Annotated in this window: 16 protein-coding genes; 1 reads left to right on the top strand and 15 read right to left on the bottom strand. The window is 69.0% G+C overall.

Going from position 1 to position 20,980, the window contains the following annotated elements:
* Window positions 1-189: 189 nt before the first annotated feature.
* The 12 genes from BIV24_RS18385 to BIV24_RS18330 all read right to left on the bottom strand — a co-directional run bounded on the left by BIV24_RS18385 (window position 190) and on the right by BIV24_RS18330 (window position 16,619).
* A complete protein-coding gene (locus tag BIV24_RS18385) occupies window positions 190-975 on the bottom strand; it encodes a TIGR03936 family radical SAM-associated protein (RefSeq protein ID WP_071367432.1) in 786 nt (261 codons plus the stop codon).
* 198 nt (window positions 976-1,173) lie between these two features.
* Window positions 1,174-3,099: a TIGR03960 family B12-binding radical SAM protein gene (locus tag BIV24_RS18380; protein WP_071367431.1), complete on the bottom strand. Its 1,926-nt coding sequence runs from the start codon at window positions 3,097-3,099 to the stop codon at window positions 1,174-1,176.
* A 90-nt stretch (window positions 3,100-3,189) separates the two neighbouring features.
* Window positions 3,190-4,710, bottom strand: a complete 1,521-nt coding sequence (locus tag BIV24_RS18375; protein ID WP_071367430.1) for a CYTH and CHAD domain-containing protein — start codon at window positions 4,708-4,710, stop codon at window positions 3,190-3,192.
* Between the two features lie 66 nt (window positions 4,711-4,776).
* Complete coding sequence (rodA, locus tag BIV24_RS18370) at window positions 4,777-5,976, bottom strand: rod shape-determining protein RodA (protein WP_071367429.1); 1,200 nt, start codon at window positions 5,974-5,976, stop codon at window positions 4,777-4,779.
* Window positions 5,973-8,222 carry a penicillin-binding protein 2 gene (gene mrdA / locus BIV24_RS18365; protein ID WP_071367428.1) on the bottom strand — a complete coding sequence of 750 codons (2,250 nt, stop codon included), beginning with the start codon at window positions 8,220-8,222 and terminating at the stop codon, window positions 5,973-5,975. The genes rodA and mrdA overlap by 4 nt, the downstream gene beginning before the upstream one ends.
* 132 nt (window positions 8,223-8,354) lie before the next feature.
* Window positions 8,355-9,023, bottom strand: coding sequence for a rod shape-determining protein MreD (gene mreD, locus BIV24_RS18360; protein WP_071367427.1), 669 nt, complete (start codon window positions 9,021-9,023; stop codon window positions 8,355-8,357).
* A gap of 12 nt (window positions 9,024-9,035) precedes the next feature.
* A complete protein-coding gene (mreC, locus tag BIV24_RS18355; protein ID WP_071367426.1) occupies window positions 9,036-9,974 on the bottom strand; it encodes a rod shape-determining protein MreC in 939 nt (312 codons plus the stop codon).
* Window positions 9,975-10,185: 211 nt separating this feature from the next.
* Window positions 10,186-11,205 (bottom strand): rod shape-determining protein, encoded by a 1,020-nt coding sequence (locus BIV24_RS18350; protein WP_071367425.1) that lies wholly within the window; start codon window positions 11,203-11,205, stop codon window positions 10,186-10,188.
* Between the two features lie 343 nt (window positions 11,206-11,548).
* Complete coding sequence (gene ndk / locus BIV24_RS18345) at window positions 11,549-11,962, bottom strand: nucleoside-diphosphate kinase (protein WP_071367424.1); 414 nt, start codon at window positions 11,960-11,962, stop codon at window positions 11,549-11,551.
* Window positions 11,963-12,052: 90 nt separating this feature from the next.
* Complete coding sequence (locus tag BIV24_RS18340; protein ID WP_071367423.1) at window positions 12,053-12,403, bottom strand: DUF4233 domain-containing protein; 351 nt, start codon at window positions 12,401-12,403, stop codon at window positions 12,053-12,055.
* A 6-nt stretch (window positions 12,404-12,409) separates the two neighbouring features.
* Window positions 12,410-13,918 carry a bifunctional tetrahydrofolate synthase/dihydrofolate synthase gene (gene folC / locus BIV24_RS18335; RefSeq protein ID WP_071367422.1) on the bottom strand — a complete coding sequence of 503 codons (1,509 nt, stop codon included), beginning with the start codon at window positions 13,916-13,918 and terminating at the stop codon, window positions 12,410-12,412.
* 76 nt (window positions 13,919-13,994) lie between these two features.
* Window positions 13,995-16,619, bottom strand: a complete 2,625-nt coding sequence (locus BIV24_RS18330) for a valine--tRNA ligase (protein ID WP_071367421.1) — start codon at window positions 16,617-16,619, stop codon at window positions 13,995-13,997.
* A gap of 137 nt (window positions 16,620-16,756) precedes the next feature.
* Here BIV24_RS18330 and BIV24_RS18325 point away from each other — a divergent pair, with 137 nt between their 5' ends.
* Window positions 16,757-17,719 carry a hypothetical protein gene (locus tag BIV24_RS18325; RefSeq protein ID WP_071367420.1) on the top strand — a complete coding sequence of 321 codons (963 nt, stop codon included), beginning with the start codon at window positions 16,757-16,759 and terminating at the stop codon, window positions 17,717-17,719.
* A 70-nt stretch (window positions 17,720-17,789) separates the two neighbouring features.
* Here the strand turns inward: BIV24_RS18325 and clpX are convergent, their stop codons facing one another.
* The 3 genes from clpX to BIV24_RS18310 all read right to left on the bottom strand — a co-directional run bounded on the left by clpX (window position 17,790) and on the right by BIV24_RS18310 (window position 20,749).
* Complete coding sequence (clpX, locus tag BIV24_RS18320) at window positions 17,790-19,076, bottom strand: ATP-dependent Clp protease ATP-binding subunit ClpX (protein WP_071367419.1); 1,287 nt, start codon at window positions 19,074-19,076, stop codon at window positions 17,790-17,792.
* A 193-nt stretch (window positions 19,077-19,269) separates the two neighbouring features.
* Window positions 19,270-19,950, bottom strand: a complete 681-nt coding sequence (locus BIV24_RS18315; protein ID WP_071367418.1) for an ATP-dependent Clp protease proteolytic subunit — start codon at window positions 19,948-19,950, stop codon at window positions 19,270-19,272.
* A 187-nt stretch (window positions 19,951-20,137) separates the two neighbouring features.
* Window positions 20,138-20,749: an ATP-dependent Clp protease proteolytic subunit gene (locus tag BIV24_RS18310; protein WP_071367417.1), complete on the bottom strand. Its 612-nt coding sequence runs from the start codon at window positions 20,747-20,749 to the stop codon at window positions 20,138-20,140.
* Window positions 20,750-20,980 lie beyond the last annotated feature (231 nt).

Raw genomic sequence — 20,980 nt, 5'->3', positions numbered from 1 at the left:
GCGCGTTGCGCGGTGCCGCCGTCCGGGGCGCGGGCGCCGCACGGGAGCTTTCTGTGTCCTGTCTCGCCGGTTCCGTACGCCATGTACGTACGGCCTGGCGAAAGTCTTGTGGTCGGTGCGCTGCCCGACCCAGGTGGCTCCCGAGTACGAGGGCGGCGCTACGGCGTCCGTCCCTACGCGGATCCTTCCTTACACCGGCGCCTTCGCGGCGGCAGTGGCGGCGGCCGTGGTCGGCGCGGTCGCTGCTGCCTCGCGGTCGGGCGCGAGCGGGTCGGTGACCGTGCCGGTCTCTTCATCGAACAGCCCCTGCGCCAGCCTGGTCACCGCTGCGGGGACCGGCGGCGCCAGGTCGGCCACGGCGCGGAGACCGGACAGGACGTCGTCGGGTCGTACGGCAGGCGTCACGTGCCGAACAACCAGCCGCAGTATCGCACAGGGCCGGTCAATCGGCCTATCGGCCTGCGAACTCTGCGTTTCAGCGCTTTCAAGGCTTTCGAGGCTCGCGACGGCCGAACGGGCATCGAAGGTGCGGACGCCGTTCTTGGTCCTGCGCTGGACCTCGACGGTCCCGGCCGCATTGAAGGCCGCCACCGCGCGCTCGGCGTCCGCGGGCTCCACGCCGTCAAGACGCAGTTCCCACACCGACGCCTCGAGCCGGTCGGCGAGCCCGGAGGTGCGGGCCTCGACCGCCTCGACGATGTCGAGCCCGGTGGGCAGCGACCCGTCGAGAAGCTCGCGCAGCCGGTCCGGGTCACGCGTCTCAGTGAGCGCGATCTCCAGATACTCCGCCTCACTGCCCGTGCCGGTGGGTGCGGCATTGGCATACGACACCTTCGGATGCGGCGTGAACCCCGCCGAGTACGCCATCGGCACCTCGGCACGGCGCAGCGCACGCTCGAAGGCGCGCTGGAAGTCACGGTGGCTGGTGAACCGGAGGCGGCCGCGCTTGGTGTAGCGCAGTCGGATGCGCTGCACCGCGGGTGCGGGCGGCGGGCCTTCGGGCTGTCGCTTGCCCAGTGTCGTTCAGTCCTTCGTGAGAGCGGTCGTACTGCTACCTAGAGTACGTGTCTCGGCGGCTTCGAGTTCCCGCCGGGAGACCGGCGGCGGCTTACAGAGGTCGCCGAGGGGTGCGCGCCGCCGCCACCCGTCGGGGCGATCGGCGGCGCGGCCCGTCTACTTCTTGACCGTCAGCGGCAGCAGCTTCTTGCCGGTCGGACCGATCTGGATGGAGGTGTCCATCGCCGGGCACACGCCACAGTCGAAGCACGGGGTCCAGCGGCAGTCCTCGACCTCCGTCTCGTCGAGGGCGTCCTGCCAGTCCTCCCAGAGCCAGTCCTTGTCGAGGCCCGAGTCCAGGTGGTCCCAGGGCAGGACCTCCTCGTACGTGCGCTCGCGGGTCGTGTACCAGTCGAGGTCCACGCCGTGGGGGGCGAGTGCCTTCTCCGCGCAGTTCATCCAGCGGTCGTAGGAGAAGTGCTCACGCCAGCCGTCGAAGCGGCCGCCGTCCTCGTAGACCGCGCGGATGACCCCGCCGATCCGGCGGTCGCCGCGCGAGAGCAGGCCCTCGATGATGCCCGGCTTGCCGTCGTGGTAGCGGAAGCCGATCGAGCGGCCGTACTTCTTGTCGCCGCGGATCTTGTCGCGGAGCTTCTCCAGACGGACGTCCGTCTCCTCGGCCGAGAGCTGGGGCGCCCACTGGAAGGGGGTGTGGGGCTTGGGGACGAAGCCGCCGATGGAGACCGTGCAGCGGATGTCGTTCGAGCCCGAGACCTCGCGGCCCTTCTGGATCACGCGCGTCGCCATGTCGGCGATCTGCAGCACGTCCTCGTCCGTCTCGGTGGGCAGGCCGCACATGAAGTACAGCTTCACCTGGCGCCAGCCGTTGCCGTAGGCCGTCGCGACGGTCCTGATCAGGTCGTCTTCGGAGACCATCTTGTTGATGACCTTGCGGATGCGCTCGGAACCGCCCTCGGGGGCGAAGGTGAGGCCGGAACGCCGGCCGTTGCGCGTCAGCTCGTTCGCCAGGTCGATGTTGAAGGCGTCCACGCGGGTCGACGGGAGCGACAGGCCGATCTTGTCGTCCTCGTAGCGGTCCGCCAGGCCCTTGGCGACGTCGCCGATCTCGGAGTGGTCCGCGGAGGACAGCGAGAGGAGGCCCACCTCCTCGAAGCCCGTCGCCTTCAGGCCCTTGTCGACCATCTCGCCGATGCCCGTGATGGAGCGCTCGCGCACCGGGCGGGTGATCATGCCCGCCTGGCAGAAGCGGCAGCCTCGCGTGCACCCGCGGAAGATCTCCACGGACATGCGCTCGTGGACCGTCTCCGCCAGCGGCACGAGGGGCTGCTTGGGGTACGGCCACTCGTCGAGGTCCATCACCGTGTGCTTGGACACACGCCACGGGACGCCCGACTTGTTGGGGACGACCCGGCCGATGCGGCCGTCAGGGAGGTATTCGACGTCGTAGAAGCCCGGGACGTAGACCCCGCCCGTCTTGGCCAGGCGGAAGAGCAGCTCCTCGCGGCCGCCCGGACGGCCCTCCGCCTTCCAGGCGCGGATGATCTCGGTGATCTCCAGGACCGCCTGCTCACCGTCGCCGATGACCGCGCAGTCGATGAAGTCCGCGATGGGCTCGGGGTTGAAGGCCGCGTGGCCGCCCGCCAGGACGATCGGGTCGTCCAGGGTACGGTCCTTGGACTCCAGCGGGATGCCCGCCAGGTCCAGGGCCGTCAGCATGTTCGTGTAGCCCAGTTCGGTGGAGAAGGACAGGCCGAAGACGTCGAAAGCCTTCACCGGGCGGTGGCTGTCCACCGTGAACTGCGGGACACCGTGCTCCCGCATCAGCGCCTCGAGGTCCGGCCACACGCTGTAGGTGCGCTCGGCGAGGACGCCCGCCTGCTCGTTCAGGACCTCGTAGAGGATCATGACGCCCTGGTTGGGCAGGCCGACCTCGTACGCGTCGGGGTACATGAGCGCCCAGTGGACGTCGCACTCGTCCCACGCTTTGACGGTCGAGTTCAGCTCGCCGCCTACGTACTGGATCGGCTTCTGCACGTGCGGCAGCAGTGCCTCAAGCTGAGGGAAGACGGACTCGGCGGGCATCTTGCGAACCTTCGTGAGCTGACAGGGGACTCTCAAGCGTAGCGGTTGTGGAGCCGCCCCCGGCACGGCAGGAGAACGCCGAGAGGTGCTTCAGATCGGACGACCGGCCGCGCCCTCGCTCGTGGCTGCCTCCCACGTGGCCGGCAGCGCGGCCTCGCCCTCGGCCGCACGCCGTTCCTCGCGCCCGTACAGGACGCCGTAGGTGAAGGTGTTCTCCCTCGCCGTGTAGGCCTGGGCCGACAGTTCCCGCAGTGCGCTGCGGGCCATCACGCTGTCCTGGTGGTCGCCGAGCAGGGTCTGCAGGGATTTCATCGACTTGACCAGGGCCCCGGCCGGCTGGCCGAGCGAGGGCACGGCGGCCTCGGCCGCGTACCGGGCGCGCTTGGCCTTCTTGCGGGCCTCGTGCATCGCGGTGTCGCGGTCGTGCCCCGGTGGCAGGTCGAGGGCCTGGCCCACCAGACCGGCGAGCTTGCGGAAGTCCTTCCGCACGGCCCCCGCGATCACCTTCGACGGGGTCCCGGTGGCGGCCTTCAGCAGCGGCGGGTCGGCGACCAGCGTGTCCAGCGTGTCCAGCAGTGCCAGGTAGCGCTCGCCGTCCAGGACGGCGGTGAGCCGGCGCCGGGAGCCGCCGCGCCGGGCGGTCGACCAGGTACGCAGGCGGCGCAGGACGGGGCCGGCGATCAGAGGCTCGGGCAGCGCGGAGACGGCGGCCGTCAGACGGTCCGTCAGTACTTCCTGGTCGCGGTCCACGCCCAGCTCGCCGGCCAGCCACTTCAGCTCGTCGGCGATCGGGTCGGTGACGCCGCGGTCCAGGACCTTGGCGTAGGAGCGGAGGGTGCCGCGCAGCCGGCGCGTGGCGACGCGCATGGAGTGCACGGAGTCGAAGACGTCCCGGCGCACCGCGGGGTCCAGTTCGACTATCGCGTCCCGCTGGGCGCGGACATAGGCGAGGACGTGGTCGCCCGCGGTGACCGGCTTCTTCCCCGGGCCGGCCGCGGCGGGCTCCGTGCCTCTGCCCGTCTCCTCCAGGGCCCTGGCCAGCTTGGACGCGGCCGACGAGCGGTTCAGCCCGGCCTTGCGGAGCTTCTTGTCGACCTTGTCGAGGAAGGCGGGGTCGCCGTCGTCCGCCAGTTCGACCTCGATCTCGGTCCACTCGGCGGTGCCGGAGCCGCCGCTGAGCCGTTCGGCGCGGACCCGGTCCAGGCTGACCTCGGCGAGCAGGGCGCCGTCCGCGTCGACGAGGCGGCGGATGTCGCGCTCGGAGCGCAGTCGTACGACGGGGACGAGTTCGGCGTCGCGGACGCGGGAACGGACGAGGCCGAAGAGGGCCGGGGGCACGGTGTCGGAGAGGGGGGCGCGGATCTCGTCGCGTACGCCCTCGGCGACCGGCAGCTTGAGGTGCCAGCCGGCGTCGCCGCCTCCGGTGCGGCGGCGCAGGGTCAGGGAAGCGCGGGCGAGCCGCTCGTCGGGGGTGTCGTAGTAGGTGGCGTCGAGTTCGGCGACGCCCTTGTCGGTGACGGCCGCGACCCCGCGGACGCCGGTCAGGTCGGGCAGTTCGTCCCCGGCCGCAGCCTCGTACTTCCGCTCGATTTCGCGCTTCGTGTCCGCCATGTACCGAATCTAGTGGCAGACGGGCCGTGAGGGCAGAGCCTCCTGAACGCGAACCGGCCCGCTCCCCTACGCCGACATCGGCCGCTGCACCCGGATCGACTGCAGCAGTCCCACCGCGATCCAGACGGCGAACATCGATGAGCCCCCGTACGACACGAACGGCAGCGGCAGGCCGGCGACCGGCATGATGCCGAGGGTCATGCCGATGTTCTCGAAGGCCTGGAAGGCGAACCAGGCGATGATGCCGGCGGCGACGATCGTGCCGTACAGCTCGGTGGTCTCCCGGGCGATCCGGCAGGCGCGCCACAGGACGACGCCGAGGAGGACGATGATCAGGCCCGCGCCGACGAAGCCGAGCTCCTCGCCCGCGACCGAGAAGACGAAGTCGGTCTGCTGTTCGGGCACGAACTGGCCGGTGGTCTGCGAACCGTGGAAGAGGCCCGCGCCGGTCAGCCCGCCGGAGCCGATCGCGATCCGCGCCTGGCTGGTGTTGTAGCCGACACCGGAGGGGTCGAGGCTGGGGTTGGCGAAGGCCGCGAAGCGGTTGATCTGGTACTCGTCCAGGACGTGGAGCTGCCAGACGGCGACCGCGCCCACCGCGCCCGCGCCGAGCAGGCCGAAGATCCAGCGGTTGGAGGCGCCGGAGGCGAGCAGCACCCCCAGCACGGTGATCACCATGACCATGACCGAGCCGAGGTCGGGCATGAGCAGGACGATCGCTATCGGGACGGCGGCCAGTCCCAGGGCCTGGGCCACGGTCCGGTGGTCGGGGTACTCCTTGTCCCCCGCGTCGACCCGGGCGGCGAGCAGCATCGCCATGCCCAGGATGATGGTGACCTTCGTGAACTCGGACGGCTGGAGGGAGAAGCCGCCGCCGAAGACGATCCAGTTGCGGTTGCCGTTGATGGTGGCGCCGAGCGGGGTGAGCACCAGCAGCACCCCGAGGAGCGAGATGCCGTACAGGATCGGCACGGCGTTGCGCAGGGTGCGGTGGCCGAGCCAGATCGTGCCGATCATCAGGGCGAACCCGATGCCGGCGTTCATCAGGTGCCGGACCAGGAAGTAGTACGGGTCACCCTGGTTGATCTCGGTGCGGCCCCGGGTGGCCGAGTAGACGAGGGCGCTGCCGATCAGGGACAGCGCCGCGGCCGACAGCAGTATCGGCCAGTCGAGGCGGCGGGCCAGGCTGTCACGGGCGAAGACCCGCGTCCAGCGGGCCCGCTCGGGGCCGTACCCGGAGACGGAGAAGTTGTTCGCTCCGGTCACGTCAGGATCCTCCGCCTCTTCCTCGGGCGGTCCGTACGCCTCCGGGTGCGGTTGCTCGCGGTCGGCGAGGGTGCGGTGGCCGACGGGTTGTCCGTGGGCGTGCCCTGCTGGTCCTGTCCGTCGGCCTTGTCGGCGTTCGGGTCGTACTTCTCGATCTTCGGGGCCACGATCGAGCCGTCGGGCTGGATCTTGGGGAGGTCCTTCTGCGGGGTGTACAGGAGGGCCTTCTTCTTGTCGATCGAGCCGTCCTTCTGAACGCCGTACAGGGCGTCGTAGATGTTGTGGATGGCCTGACCGGAGGCGCCCGAGCCGGTACCGGCCTGGGAGATGGTCATCACGACCGCGTAGTCCTTGGAGTACGTGGACAGCCACGAGGTCGTCTGCTTGCCGTAGACCTCGGCGGTACCGGTCTTGGCGTGCAGCGGGATCTTGTCCTGCGGCCAGCCGCCGAACTTCCACGCGGCGGTACCGCGGGTGACGACGCCCGCGAGGGCCTCCTCCATGACGTCCCGCGTCTTCTTGTCGATCGGCGCCCTGCCGTGCGACTCGGGCTTGATCTCGGTGACCTTCTTACCGTCGGGGCTGACGACGGCCTTGCCGATGCTCGGGTTCCACAGGGTGCCGCCGTTGGAGATGGCCGAGTAGATGACGGCCTCCTGGATCGGGGTCACGAGGGTGTCGCCCTGTCCGATGGAGTAGTTGATCGCGTCACCCTCGCGCATCTTGTTGCCCTCGAGGCAGTTCTCATAGGCGATCTTCTGGACGTAGTCGCCGTCCTTGTTGCCCGTCCTGCACCAGGCGTCCTTGTTCGCCTCCCAGTACTTCTGCTTCCACTGGCGGTCGGGGACACGGCCGGTGACCTCGTTGGGCAGGTCGATGCCGGTGGTCTTGCCGAGTCCGAACTGGTGGGCGGCCTTGTAGAAGTAGTCCTTGGGCTGCCCCTTCTTGGGGTTGATGCCGCCGTCCTTCTTCCACTCGTTGTCCGCGAGGCCGTAGAAGACGGTGTCGCAGGAGACCTCCAGCGCCCGGCCGAGCGAGATCGGGCCGAAGTTCTCCCCTTCGAAGTTCTTGAAGACCTGGCTGCCGACCGAGTACGAGCTGGTGCAGGGGTAGTTGCCGTCGAAGTCATAGCCGGCCTCGACGGCGGCGGCGGTGGAGACCACCTTGAAGGTGGAGCCGGGAGCCGACTGGCCCTGGATGGCCCGGTTGAGCAGCGGGTAGTCGGAGTCCTTGCCGGTGAGCTTCTTGTAGTCCCTGGCGGAGATGCCGCCGACCCAGACATTCGGGTCGTAGGTCGGGTTGGACGCCATGGCGACGATATGGCCGGTCTTGGCCTCCATCACCACGACGGCGCCGGAGTCGGCCTTGTAGTTCTCGCCGGTGATCTTGTCGAACTGGCTCCGGGCGGCCTTCATCGCCTCGTTCAGCTCGTACTCGGCAACCGCCTGGACACGGGCGTCGATACTGGTGATCAGTTTGGAGCCGGGTTCGGCGACGTCGCTCTTGGCCTTGCCGATGACACGACCGAGGTTGTCGACCTCGTAGCGGGTGACGCCGGCCTTGCCGCGCAGTATCCGGTCGTACTGGCGCTCGAGGCCGGAGCGGCCGACCTGGTCGGAGCGCAGGTATGGGGAGTCGGTGTCCTTGGCCCGCTGGATCTCGTCGTCGGTGACGGGCGAGAGATAACCGAGGACCTGGGCGGTGTTGGCGTTGCCGGGGCTCGGGTAGCGGCGGACGGCCTCGGGTTCGGCGGTGATGCCGGGGAAATCCTCGGAGCGCTCGCGAAGCTGCAGGGCCTGCCGGGGGGTGGCCTCGTCGGTGATGGGGATCGGCTGGTAAGGGGAACCGTTCCAGCAGGGCTGCGGCGTCTTGGCGTCGCAGAGGCGGACCTTGTCCATGACGTCCTGGGGCTTCATGTCCAGGATGCCCGCCAGCTTGGTGAGGACCGCCTTGCCGTCGTCCTTCATCTTCAGCAGTTCGGTGCGGGAGGCGGAGACCACGAGCCGGGTCTCGTTGTCGGCGAGCGGGACGCCGCGCGCGTCCAGGATGTCGCCGCGCACGGCGGGCTGGACGACCTGCTGGACGTGGTTGCCGGAGGCCTCCTTGGCGTACTGCGCGCCGTTGCGGATCTGGAGGTACCAGAGGCGGCCGCCAAGGGTGCCCAGGAGGGAGAGGACAAGGATCTGGACGATGACGAGCCGGATCTGGACGCGGGGGGTCCGTCCGGTCTCAGGGATGTTAGTCATGGGCGAAGCCCATTCCGCCGAAGGTGGGAGACCGGTGGGCGTCGGTCACTGCTGCCGTCCCCTCTCCGTGCGCGTTCACGTCATACGAATACACGGCCAACCTGTGCGGCCGGGCGGTCGGCTGTCGGATCGTCACAACCGCTTGACCCCCTTGATGCGGCCGGCGCGGGCCATGCGGGCCTTGGCCGCCTTGACGCGCAGTCCCCCGCGCTGGCCGCCGATGCGCAGTCCGGTGCCGGAGGCGAGCCAGCCGGAGGAGACGTCGGCCGCCTTGGCGGAGTTGGCCTCGGCGAGCGGGTCGTTCTCGACGCGGCGGGCCAGGGCCATCAGCCCGGGGACCACGAAGGGCGCGAGCAGCAGGTCGTACACGGCGGCCGTGAACAGCAGTCCGCCCAGGCCCACATGGCGGGCGGCGGTGTCGCCGACGAGGGCGCCCACGCTCGCGTACAGCAGGGTCGAGCCGATCGCGGCGGCGACCACGACGGCCATCGGGCCGGTCGCGGACTTGAGGCGGCCGTTCTCGGGCCGGGCCAGGCCGACGAGGTAACCGATGACGCAGAGCACGAGGGCGTAGCGGCCGGCGGCGTGGTCGGCGGGCGGGGCGAGGTCGGAGAGCAGGCCCGCGCCGAAGCCGACGAGGCAGCCGCCGACGTGGCCGTAGACCAGGGCGAGGGCGACGACGGTCAGCAGCATCAGGTCGGGGACGGCGCCGGGCAGGTGGAGGCGGGCGAGCACGCTCACCTGGATCACAAGGGCGACGACCACCAGGGGTGTGGCGAGCAGCATCCGGTTGAGGCGCATCTGGTTCAGCTCCTAGTAGTCCGTCTGCTCGTCGTACGCGGCGGCCGAGGGGGTGACGGTGACCGTCACGGTCGGTGTGGGCGTCGGCTGGGGCTTCGGGGGCAGGACCGTGTCGCGCGGGTCCTTCTTCGGCGCCTGGACGACGACGCCGACGACGTCGAGCTTGCTGAAGGACACGAACGGCTTCACATAGATCGTGCGGGTCAGGTCGCCGCCGGAGGGGTCGACCCGGGAGACCACGCCGACGGGGACGCCGGGCACGAACGGCTTGTCGGCCTCCGAGCCGAAGGTGACGAGGCGGTTGCCCTTCTTCACGTCGGCCTTGGCGTTGAGGAGTTGGACGCGCAGCGGGCGGTCGCCCTGCCCGGTGGCGAAGCCGAGTTCGTCGCTGTTCTCCACGCGGGTGCCGACGGTGAAGTCGGGGTCGTTGGCCAGCAGCACGGTCGAGGTGCTGGGGCCGACGGTGGTCACGCGGCCGACCAGTCCTTCGCCGTTGAGGACGGTCATGTCGCGCTTGATGCCGTCGCTCGCGCCCACGTCGATGGTGACGGTCCAGGAGAAGCCCTGGGCCGCTCCTATGGCGATGACCTCGGCGCCCTTGATCCCGTACTGGCCCTCGCCCGCCACTCGGATCATCTTGTCGAGTTGTTTGAGACGGCTGCGGTTGCGGTCGTCGCTGCCCAGCTTCGCCTTCAGCATGGCGTTGTCGCGCTCGAGTGTGGCGATGCGGTCGTGCCTGCTGCCGGAGTCGCGTACGGCCGCGATCGCGTTGCCCACGGGGTCGACGGCGGACGACACCCCGTTCTCGATCGGACCGAAGACCGTGGAAGCGGCCTGGCGGGCACCTTCGACCGGTGAGTCCTGGCCGCCTCGGATGTCCACCGTGATCAGAGCGAACGCGATGGCGATCAGCAGCACCAGGAGCAGCCGGCTCTCTCGTGTGTCCCTCACGTGCGGCGGCCGTGCCTTCCTCGTCGGAATGTGTAGGTCGGGCGCCCCGGGGTGCGCGGTGCCCGGTGGGCACGTACCCGGCGGGCCATACCTGGCAGGCACAACCCGGCGGGCGGGATCCGGGGGGTGTTATGGGGGAGCTTATGTCTCTATATCAACGATCCGCCGCACGAGGGGAGTTCATCTCGTACGGCGGGATCGAAGCGTTGCATCATCTGCGGGGCTGGGCGTCCAGCACCTGCTGGAGTGCCTCGAACTCCTCGACGCACTTGCCCGAGCCGAGCGCCACGCTGTCCAGCGGGTCCTCGGCGATGTGGATCGGCATGCCGGTCTCCCGGCGCAGCCGCTCGTCGAGGCCGCGCAGCAGGGCGCCGCCGCCGGTGAGGACGATGCCACGGTCCATGACGTCACCGGACAGCTCCGGCGGGCACTTGTCGAGGGTCGTCTTGACCGCGTCCACGATCGCGTTGACCGGTTCCTCGATGGCCTTGCGGACCTCGGCCGCCGAGATGACCACGGTCTTGGGCAGCCCGGAGACCAGGTCCCGGCCGCGGATCTCGGTGTGCTCGTCGGCGTCGAGGTCGTACGCCGAACCGATCGTGAGCTTGATCTGTTCGGCCGTCCGCTCGCCGAGAAGGAGGGAGTACTCCTTCTTGACGTGCTGGATGATCGCGTTGTCCAGCTCGTCGCCCGCGACGCGGATGGACTGGGCGGTGACGATGCCGCCGAGCGAGATGACCGCGACCTCCGTGGTGCCGCCGCCGATGTCCACCACCATGTTGCCCGTGGCCTCGTGGACCGGCAGGCCGGAGCCGATGGCCGCGGCCATGGGCTCCTCGATGATGTGCACCTGGCGGGCGCCGGCCTGGGACGACGCCTCGATCACGGCGCGACGCTCGACGCCCGTGATGCCCGACGGCACACAGACGACGACCCGCGGACGAGCCAGATACCTCCGCTTGTGGATCTTCAGGATGAAGTAGCGGAGCATCCTCTCGGTGATCTCGAAGTCGGCGATCACACCGTCCTTCAACGGGCGCACGGCCACGATGTTGCCCGGCGTCCGGCCGATCATCTTCTTCGCTTCGGCGCCGACCGCGAGAATGCCACCGGTGTTGGTGTTGATCGCGACGACGGACGGCTCGTTGAGCACGATCCCGCGACCTCTGACGTACACCAGCGTGTTGGCGGTCCCGAGGTCGACAGCCATGTCACGGCCGATGAACGACATTGAATTCCCCATCAGGATTCGTCTGGCCTTCCCAAGTACAGCTTGTGACAGCTTTGGTTGGGGTGGCGAAGTGGGTGCTGTGACGTGAAGGCTTCCATCGTAGTCGCGCCTGCACGAACACTGCGCGAGGGCCATCGCCATTGTCAGCAGATGGCGCGCCGCCTCGCTTGTGGAGACGGGCGTTCGGGGGTAGGCGTTCCCTCGAACGGTACCCATATGCCGGGGGACGGCCGGGTGTTCCCGAGGCGGGTTTCCGCGGTCGCCCCCATTCAGGCATACGAGTGATGTGACGAGCCCTCAGACGTCATCCACGGGACGAGTTCAGATGTTCATCGTCCTACGGTCAGAAACGGCCGGGAAAGAAGATCTTCAGCTCGCGCTCGGCGGATTCCTCGGAGTCGGAGGCGTGGATCAGGTTCTCGCGGACGATCACGCCGTAGTCGCCGCGGATGGAGCCGGGCGCGGCGGCGATCGGGTCGGTCGGGCCGGCGAGCGCGCGCAGGCCCTCGATGACCCGCTCGCCCTCGACGACGAGCGCGACGACCGGACCGGAGGCCATGAAGTCCACCAGCGGCTCGTAGAAGGGCTTGCCCTTGTGCTCGCCGTAGTGCTGCTCCAGCGTGTCCTGGTCGAGGGTACGCAGCTCCAGCGCGCTGATGGTCCAGCCGGCCTTGCGCTCGATACGGCTGATGATCTCGCCGATCAGCCCACGACGGACGGCGTCGGGCTTGAGGAGGACGAGGGTGCGCTGGGTCACGGGGGTGGCTCCTTACAGGTCACGGTTGTGCGGTGCGTAGAGGCTACAGGGCAGGTGGTGGGGAGCGTCACTCAGCGTCAAGCCGTGCGGCTAGGCCGGGCTGCCCTCATCGCTCTGTGCGGCGAACCGTGCCTTCGCCTCGTCGATCTTTCTTCCGTAGTGCACGGACGCCCACCACAGCGCCGCGAAGACCACGCCCAGGAAGAACATCGTCGTCACGAAGAACCCGGAGGCGATCAGTGCGAGTTGCAGGGCCCAGCCCAGCTGGACGCCGCCGGGGCGGGTGATCATGCCGCACAGCAGAATGCTGAGCACCATGGCGACGCCGCTGACCGTCCAGACGGTGCCCATGGACAGGTTCGGGTCCTTCATCGCGACCAGACCGGCGAAGCCGATGACGAAGAACTCGCCGATCAGGGTCGAAGCGCAGAGCGTACGCACGGAATGTCAGCCCTTCCCCAGGAGCAGTCGGGCCTCACCGACAGTGATGACGGAACCGGTGACGAGTACGCCGGCACCCGCGTACTCCCCCTCCTCCTCGGCGAGGGTGATCGCGGCCTCCAGCGCGTCGGGCAACCGCGGCTCGACCTGGACCCGCTCCTCGCCGAAGACCTCGACGGCGATCGCGGCCAGTTCGTCGGAGTCCATCGCACGGTGGCTGGAGTTCTGGGTGACAACGACCTCGGCGAAGATCGGTTCGAGGGCCTCCAGGAGACCTCGTACGTTCTTGTCGCCGCTCGCGCCGACGACGCCGATCAGCCGGCTGAAGTCGAACGCCTCGCTCACGGCGTCGGCGGTGGCACGGGCACCCGCGGGATTGTGGGCGGCGTCCAGGACGACGGTCGGGGAGCGCCGTACGACCTCCAGGCGGCCGGGGGACGACACCGACGCAAAGGCCTTGCGGACCGTGTCGATGTCCAGCGGATCGGGCCGCTGGGCGCCGACGCCGAAGAACGCCTCGACCGCGGCGAGTGCCACGGCCGCGTTGTGGGCCTGGTAGGGGCCGTGCAGCGGCAGGTACACATCGTGGTACTCGCCGCCGAGGCCGCGCAGGGTGAGGAGTTGGCCGCCGACCGCCACCTGCCGGGAGACGACACCGAACTCCAGGCCCTCGCGGGCCACGGTCGCGTCCACCTCCACGGCCTTCTTCAGCAGCACCTGGGCCGCGTCGACCGGCTGCTGGGCCATGATCACGGTGGCGTCCTGCTTGACGATGCCGGCCTTCTCCCGGGCGATCTCGCCGGGCGTGGCACCGAGCCGGTCGGTGTGGTCCAGGTCTATGGGGGTGACGACGGCGACATCGGCGTCGATGACGTTGGTGGCGTCCCAGCTGCCGCCCATGCCCACCTCGACGACGGCGACATCGACGGGCGCGTCCGCGAAGGCCGCGTACGCCATGGCGGTGAGCACCTCGAAGAAGGAGAGCCGGTACTCCTGCTGGGCGTCGACCATCTCGATGTACGGCTTGATGTCGTCGTACGTCTCGATGAACCGCTCGGCTGAGATGGGGGCGCCGTCGAGGCTGATGCGCTCGGTGATCGACTGCACGTGCGGGCTCGTGTACCGGCCGGTGCGCAGTTCGAAGGCGCCGAGGAGGGCCTCGATCATGCGGGCGGTGGACGTCTTGCCGTTGGTGCCCGTGATGTGGATGGAGGGGTACGACCGCTGCGGCTCGCCCAGCACGTCCATCAGTGCCGAGATACGGCTGACGGACGGCTCCAGTTTGGTCTCGCCCCAGCGGTTGGCCAGCTCGGCCTCGACCGCTCGCAGCGCCTTGTCGACCTCGGGGTCGTCGGGCCGTGCGGGCACGTCGGCCTGCGGCGGGCCGCCCTGCGTGCGCAGGGTGCGGCTGCCGGCCTCGATCACGGCGAGGTCGGGGTCGCGATGGGTCTCGTCCGCGACGATCTGCTCGAAGGGGTCGCTCTCGTTGGGGTCGCGCGGGGGCAGGTCACTCACGAGCCCAGTCTACGTACACACGAAAGCGGGCCCGGCGCCTGTATGGCGTCGGGCCCGCGTGGGTCCGTGTCCCGGATCAGTTCGCCGGAAGTTCGGCCAGCTGGTTCTCGATCCGCGCGATGTCCTCATCGGCCTTGGCGAGCCGCGTGCGGATCTTCTCCACGACGTGGTCCGGGGCCTTCGCGAGGAAGGCCTCGTTGCCGAGCTTGGCCTCCGCCTGCTGCCGCTCCTTCTGCGCCGCGGCCAGGTCCTTGGCCAGGCGCTTGCGCTCCGCCGCCACGTCGATCGTGCCGGACAGGTCCAGCGCGACCGTGGCGCCCGCGATCGGCAGGGTCGCCGTCGCCGTGAAGCCCTCGCCCTCCGGCTGCAGACGCAGCAGCTGGCGGATGGCCGCCTCGTGCGGGGCGAGTGCCGTACCGTCGAGGGTCAGCCGGGCCGGGACGCGCTGGCCGGGCTGCAGGCCCTGGTCGGCGCGGAAGCGGCGGACCTCCGTGATGACCGACTGGAGGGTCTCGATCTCCTTCTCGGCCGCCTGGTCGCGGAAGCCACTGTCCTTCGGCCAGTCGGCGATGACGAGCGACTCGCCACCCGTAAGAGTGGTCCACAGCGTCTCGGTGACGAAGGGCACGATCGGGTGCAGCATCTTCAGGGTGACGTCCAGGACCTCGCCGAGGACACGCTGGGAGACCTTGGCCGCCTCGCCGCCCGCCTGGAACGTCGTCTTGGACAGCTCGACGTACCAGTCGAAGACCTCGTCCCACGCGAAGTGGAAGAGGGCGTCGGACAGCTTGGCGAACTGGAAGTCCTCGTAGTACGCGTCGACTTCGGCCACGACCGAGTTCAGCCGGGACAGGATCCAGCGGTCCGTGGCCGACATCGCGGACGCGTCGGGCAGCGGGCCCTCGACCGTCGCGCCGTTCATCAGCGCGAAGCGCGTGGCGTTCCAGATCTTGTTGGCGAAGTTGCGGGAGCCCTGGACCCAGTCCTCGCCGATCGGGACGTCGACGCCCGGGTTGGCGCCGCGCGCCAGCGTGAACCTCAGCGCGTCCGAACCGTACTTGTCCATCCAGTCGAGCGGGTTGACCGCGTTGCCGAAGGACTTCGACATCTTCTTGCCGAACTGGTCGCGGACCATGCCGTGCAGGGCGACGGTGTGGAACGGCGGCGTGCCGTCCATCGCGTACAGGCCGAACATCATCATCCGGGCGACCCAGAAGAAGAGGATGTCGTAGCCGGTGACCAGGACGGAGTTCGGGTAGAACTTCGCGAGGCTCTCGGTCTGCTCGGGCCAGCCCAGGGTGGAGAACGGCCACAGGCCGGAGGAGAACCAGGTGTCGAGGACGTCGGTGTCCTGGTGCCAGCCCTCGCCGCTCGGCGGCTCCTCGTTCGGTCCGACGCAGACGACCTCGCCGCTGGGCCCGTACCAGACCGGGATGCGGTGGCCCCACCACAACTGGCGGGAGATGCACCAGTCGTGGAGGTTGTCGACCCAGTCGAAGTACCGCTTCTCCATCTCCTGCGGGTGGATCTTGACCTTGCCCTCGCGGACCGCGTCACCGGCGGCCTTCGCGAGCGGTCCGACCTTGACCCACCACTGCATGGACAGCCGCGGCTCGATGGTGGTCTTGCAGCGGGAGCAGTGGCCGACCGAGTGGACGTAGGGCCGCTTCTCGGACACGATCCGGCCTTCGGCGCGCAGCGCGGCGACGATGGCCGAGCGGGCCTCCAGGCGGTCCAGGCCCTGGAAGGGGCCGTGGGTGGTGATCACCGCGTGCTCGTCCATGACGGCGACGGACGGCAGGTTGTGCCGCTGCCCGATCTCGAAGTCGTTCGGGTCATGGGCGGGCGTGACCTTGACGGCGCCGGTGCCGAACTCGGGGTCGACGTGCTCGTCGGCGACCACGGGGATGCGGCGGCCGGTCAGCGGCAGCTCGATCTCGGTGCCGACCATGTGCCGGTAGCGGTCGTCGTCCGGGTGCACCGCGACGGCGGTGTCGCCGAGCATCGTCTCCGCGCGGGTCGTCGCGACGACGATCGAGGCGTCGCCCTCGCCGTAGCGGATGGACACCAGCTCGCCGTCGTCGTCCTGGTACTCCACCTCGATGTCGGAGATGGCGGTCAGACAGCGCGGGCACCAGTTGATGATGCGCTCGGCGCGGTAGATGAGTTCGTCGTCGTAGAGCCGCTTGAAGATGGTCTGAACGGCCTGCGACAGCCCCTCGTCCATGGTGAAGCGCTCACGCGACCAGGCGACGCCGTCTCCCAGGCGCCGCATCTGACCGGAGATCTGCCCGCCGGACTCGGACTTCCACTGCCAGACGCGGTCGACGAAGGCCTCGCGGCCCAGGTCGTGCCGCGACTTGGCTTCCTTGGCGAGCTCCCGCTCGACGACGTTCTGCGTGGCGATACCGGCGTGGTCCATGCCGGGCTGCCACAGCGTCTCGTAGCCCTGCATGCGCTTGCGGCGGGTGAGGGCGTCGATGAGGGTGTGCTCGAAGGCGTGCCCGAGGTGCAGGCTTCCGGTGACGTTCGGCGGCGGGATGACGACGGTGAAGGGGGGCTTGTCGCTCTTCTCGTCGGCCTCGAAGTAACCCTGCTCTACCCAGCGCTCGTACAGCGGCCCCTCTACGTCGGCCGGCGCGTACTGGGTCGGCAGTTCGGTGGAGGGCGCTGATGGCTGCTGCTGAGCGTTATCGGTCACGGGGCCAGTTTAGGGGTGGTACGGGCCAGCCCCGAAACGCCTTTGTTTGGTAACGGTGTGCGGCCCGATGACGTGCGCGCGCCATATCTGAGCCAGGATGTCTTGAACGTATAAGCACCTGGAGGGGAACCCACGCAATGAGCTACAACCAGCCGGGCCCGTACGGCGGGCAGCCCCAGCAGCCCGGACCGTACGGCCAGCCGGGGCAGCAGCCTGGGCCCTATGGCCAGCCGCCGCAGGCCCCCCAGCCCGGCTACGGCTACCCCCAGCAGGCCCCGCCGGCCCAGCCGCAGCCCGGGTACGGCTACCCGCAGCAGCCCCCGCAGGGCGTCCCGCCCCAGCAGAACCCGTACGGGCAGCAGCAGCCGCCGTACGGTCAGCAGCCCCAGTACGGCCAGCAGCCGCCTTACGGCGCCATACCGGAGCCGCCGCCGGCCTCCGGTGGCGGCGGGAAGAAGACGGCCCTGATCATCGGCGCGGTCGCGGTCGTGGCGGCGATCGCGGTGGGCGCGTACCTCGTGATCGGCGGGGGTGGGGGTTCGGGCATCAAGGATGACGGCGCGCACAAGCTGACGACGCCGGCGACGGTTCTCGGCGGTAAGTTCAAGAACGCTGGCAGCGACAAAGGCGGCGGCTTCAGCAAGAGCGACGTGCAGGACGCCGAGAAGCACGGCGTGAAGAATGCCAAGGATGTGAACGCCGCCTACCAGGCCGGGGACGAGGCCAACCCGCTGAGCGCGCAGGCGATCAACTTTATGGGCGTCTACGGCGAGATCGACGATCCGGAGAAGGTCGTCGATCTCATGTTCGCCGATACCAAGAAGAACGCATCGAAGGACAGCGACGGCGAAGTCATCGGCAGCCCGCAGGCCTACAAGCCGAGCGGTCTCGACGGTGCGGTCCTCAAGTGCCAGGAGATGAAGGTCAAGGAGGGCTCGCAGGATATCCACTTGCCTGTGTGCATCTGGGGCGACCACAGCACGATCGGCGTCTTCATCCACGTGGACATGGCCGACGCCGCGTCCGGCAAGAGCCCCGATCTGCAGAGCGCGGCCGAGCTGACCGCCAAGTTCCGCAAGGAAGTTCGCGTCAAGGCCTGATGCCAGGCGCGTGACATGGGAAAGGGGCCCCGGTCGACCGGGGCCCCTTTCCCATGTGTGGAACCGGCGGCTACGCCGTCTTCTGCTCCCCCGACCCGAGTCCGCGTGAATCCCGCGGGATCAGCGTCGGGTTGACGTTCGACAGGACCACGTCCGCCGTGATGACGACGCGGGCCACGTCCTTGCGGGACGGGACCTCGTACATCACCGCCTGGAGGACCTCCTCCATGATGGCGCGCAGGCCCCGGGCGCCGGTCTGGCGGAGGATCGCCTGGTCCGCGATCGCCTCCAGCGCCTCGCGCTCGAAGTCCAGTTCCACGCCGTCGAGTTCGAAGAGGCGCTGGTACTGCTTCACCAGCGCGTTGCGCGGCTCGACGAGGATCTGGAGGAGCGCCTCGCGGTCCAGGTTGTGCACCGAGGTGATGACCGGGAGGCGGCCGATGAACTCCGGGATCATCCCGAACTTCACCAGGTCCTCGGGCATCACGTCCTCGAACTGGTCCTTCGCCGCCAGTTCGCGCTTCGAGCGGATGGTCGCGCCGAAGCCGATACCCTTCGCGCCCGCCCGAGACTCGATGATCTTCTCCAGGCCCGAGAACGCGCCGCCCACGATGAACAGCACGTTCGTCGTGTCGATCTGGATGAACTCCTGGTGCGGGTGCTTGCGGCCGCCCTGGGGCGGGACCGAGGCGGTGGTTCCCTCGAGGATCTTCAGCAGCGCCTGCTGGACGCCTTCGCCCGAGACGTCCCGCGTGATCGACGGGTTCTCGCTCTTGCGGGCCACCTTGTCGATCTCGTCGATGTAGATGATGCCCGTCTCGGCCTTCTTGACGTCGTAGTCGGCGGCCTGGATCAGCTTCAGGAGGATGTTCTCGACGTCCTCGCCCACATACCCCGCCTCCGTCAGCGCCGTGGCGTCGGCGATGGCGAAGGGGACGTTGAGCATGCGGGCCAGGGTCTGCGCGAGAAGCGTCTTGCCGGAGCCCGTGGGGCCCAGCAGCAGGATGTTCGACTTCGCCAACTCGATGGCGTCGTCGCGGCCTTGGGCGCCGCCGTTCTCACCGGCCTGGACCCGCTTGTAGTGGTTGTACACCGCGACGGAGAGGGCCTTCTTGGCCGCCTCCTGGCCGACTACGTACCCCTCGAGGAACTCGTAGATCTCGCGGGGCTTGGGGAGTTCCTCCCAGCGCACCTCGCTGGTCTCCGCGAGTTCTTCCTCGATGATCTCGTTGCAGAGATCGATGCACTCGTCGCAGATGTACACACCGGGGCCTGCGATGAGCTTCTTGACCTGCTTCTGGCTCTTGCCACAGAACGAGCACTTGAGCAGATCGCCGCCGTCACCGATGCGTGCCACGGTGTGCTTCCCCTTCGCCTGGGAGACGCCTTGGGTCCAGCGGCTCCTGGTGCTGCCTTATATCCGACGGTACCTTGCCGAGCCCCCCGTTCGGGCCCCCCTCGGCACGGTTCACTGGGAGGTGCACCGTGCCGAACCGTGCCGAGGAGCGGCAGACGATACAGGCCCGGACGACGAATCGAGTGGATTCGCGTCAGCGGACCGATGCGTTGTTCATCTTGCGGGTCGAGACGATCTGGTCGATCAGACCGTACGCCAGCGCGTCCTCGGCCGTGAGGATCTTGTCGCGCTCGATGTCCTCGCGGATCTTCTCGATCGGCGTGTTCGAGTGCTTGGCCAGCATCTCCTCCAGCTGCGCGCGCATCCGGAGGATCTCGTTGGCGGCGATCTCCAGGTCGGAGACCTGGCCGCGGCCCGTCTCGCTGTACGGCTGGTGGATCAGCACACGGGCGTTCGGGAGCGCCATGCGCTTGCCCGGGGTGCCCGCGGCCAGCAGGACCGCCGCGGCGGAGGCCGCCTGGCCCATGCAGACCGTCTGGATGTCCGGCTTCACGAACTGCATCGTGTCGTAGATGGCCGTGAGCGCGGTGAAGGAGCCGCCGGGGCTGTTGATGTAGACCGAGATGTCACGGTCGGGGTCCATCGACTCCAGGCACAGCAGCTGCGCCATGACGTCGTTGGCGGAGGCGTCGTCGATCTGGACGCCGAGGAAGATCACGCGCTCCTCGAAGAGCTTCGCGTAGGGGTCGTACTCGCGGACGCCCTGCGAGGTGCGCTCCACGAAGCGCGGGATGACGTAACGGGACTCGGCCACGGGGGCGGTGTACTCGGCGCGCACACGGCCGTAGAGGCCGCTGCCGGGGAAGTCGTTCACGATGTCTCCTGAAAAGGGCTGAGGCGGTGGCTTGGGGCTGGAGGGGCGCTGGGAGCCTGTGGGGCCCTCGCGGCCTTGCGAGGGCCTGGACCGGCCCTCCTGCTGGCCTCCGGGCCAGTACGGCCCTTGAGGCGCTGGTGGCCGGTGCAGGCGGCCGGCCGGGCCGGGCCCGGCCGGGTGGGAGCCCTTACGAGCCCGCCCCGGTGCCTCCGCCACCCGGCATGCCGACAGCGGTGGTGATGACCTCGTCGATCAGGCCGTACTCCTTGGCCTCGTCGGCGTCGAACCAGCGGTCGCGGTCGGAGTCGCGGGTGACCTGGTCGACCGACTGGCCGGTGTGGAAGGCGGTGAGCTCGGCCATCCGCTTCTTGGTGTGCAGCAGCCGTTCGGCGTGGATCTTGATGTCGGACGCGGAGCCGGCGAGGCCGGCCGAGGGCTGGTGGATCAGGATCTCGGCGTTGGGCAGGGCGAAGCGCTTGCCCGGGGTGCCCGCGCTGAGCAGGAACTGCCCCATGGACGCCGCCATGCCCATGGCGATCGTCACCACGTCGTTCTTGATGTACTGCATGGTGTCGTAGATCGCCATGCCGGCCGTGATGGACCCACCAGGGCTGTTGATGTACAGGTAAATGTCCTTGTCCGGGTCGGCGGCAAGGAGCAGCAGCTGTGCGGTGATCCGGTTGGCGATGTCGTCGTCGACCGGCTGGCCGAGGAAGATGATCCGCTCGTTGAGCAGCCGGCTGTAGACCTGGTCACCGAGGCCGCCACCAATGGAAGGCTCGCCGGCGGCGGAGGGCATCAGATTCGTCACGTATCCACCTGCTCGTCTTACGACGGCGCGGGGCCGTCTCACGTGTTCTGCTGGGGCGTGGGACCCCGCGCGGCCTCTGCCGGGGCGGCTCCGGGGACTCCCCTGCCCTCGTATTCATGGACCCTAACGCGCAGGCAGGCGGGTGCCATCCCGCTTCCGCGGGTGTTCGCTGTCAGCGCATGGGCCCTGGCCCGTACCGGGTCCGATGGCCATGGCGCC

It is taken from the genome of Streptomyces colonosanans (genome assembly GCF_001866645.1).
GTDB lineage: Bacteria > Actinomycetota > Actinomycetes > Streptomycetales > Streptomycetaceae > Streptomyces > Streptomyces colonosanans.
This window is presented reverse-complemented; position numbering and strand designations above follow the sequence as displayed.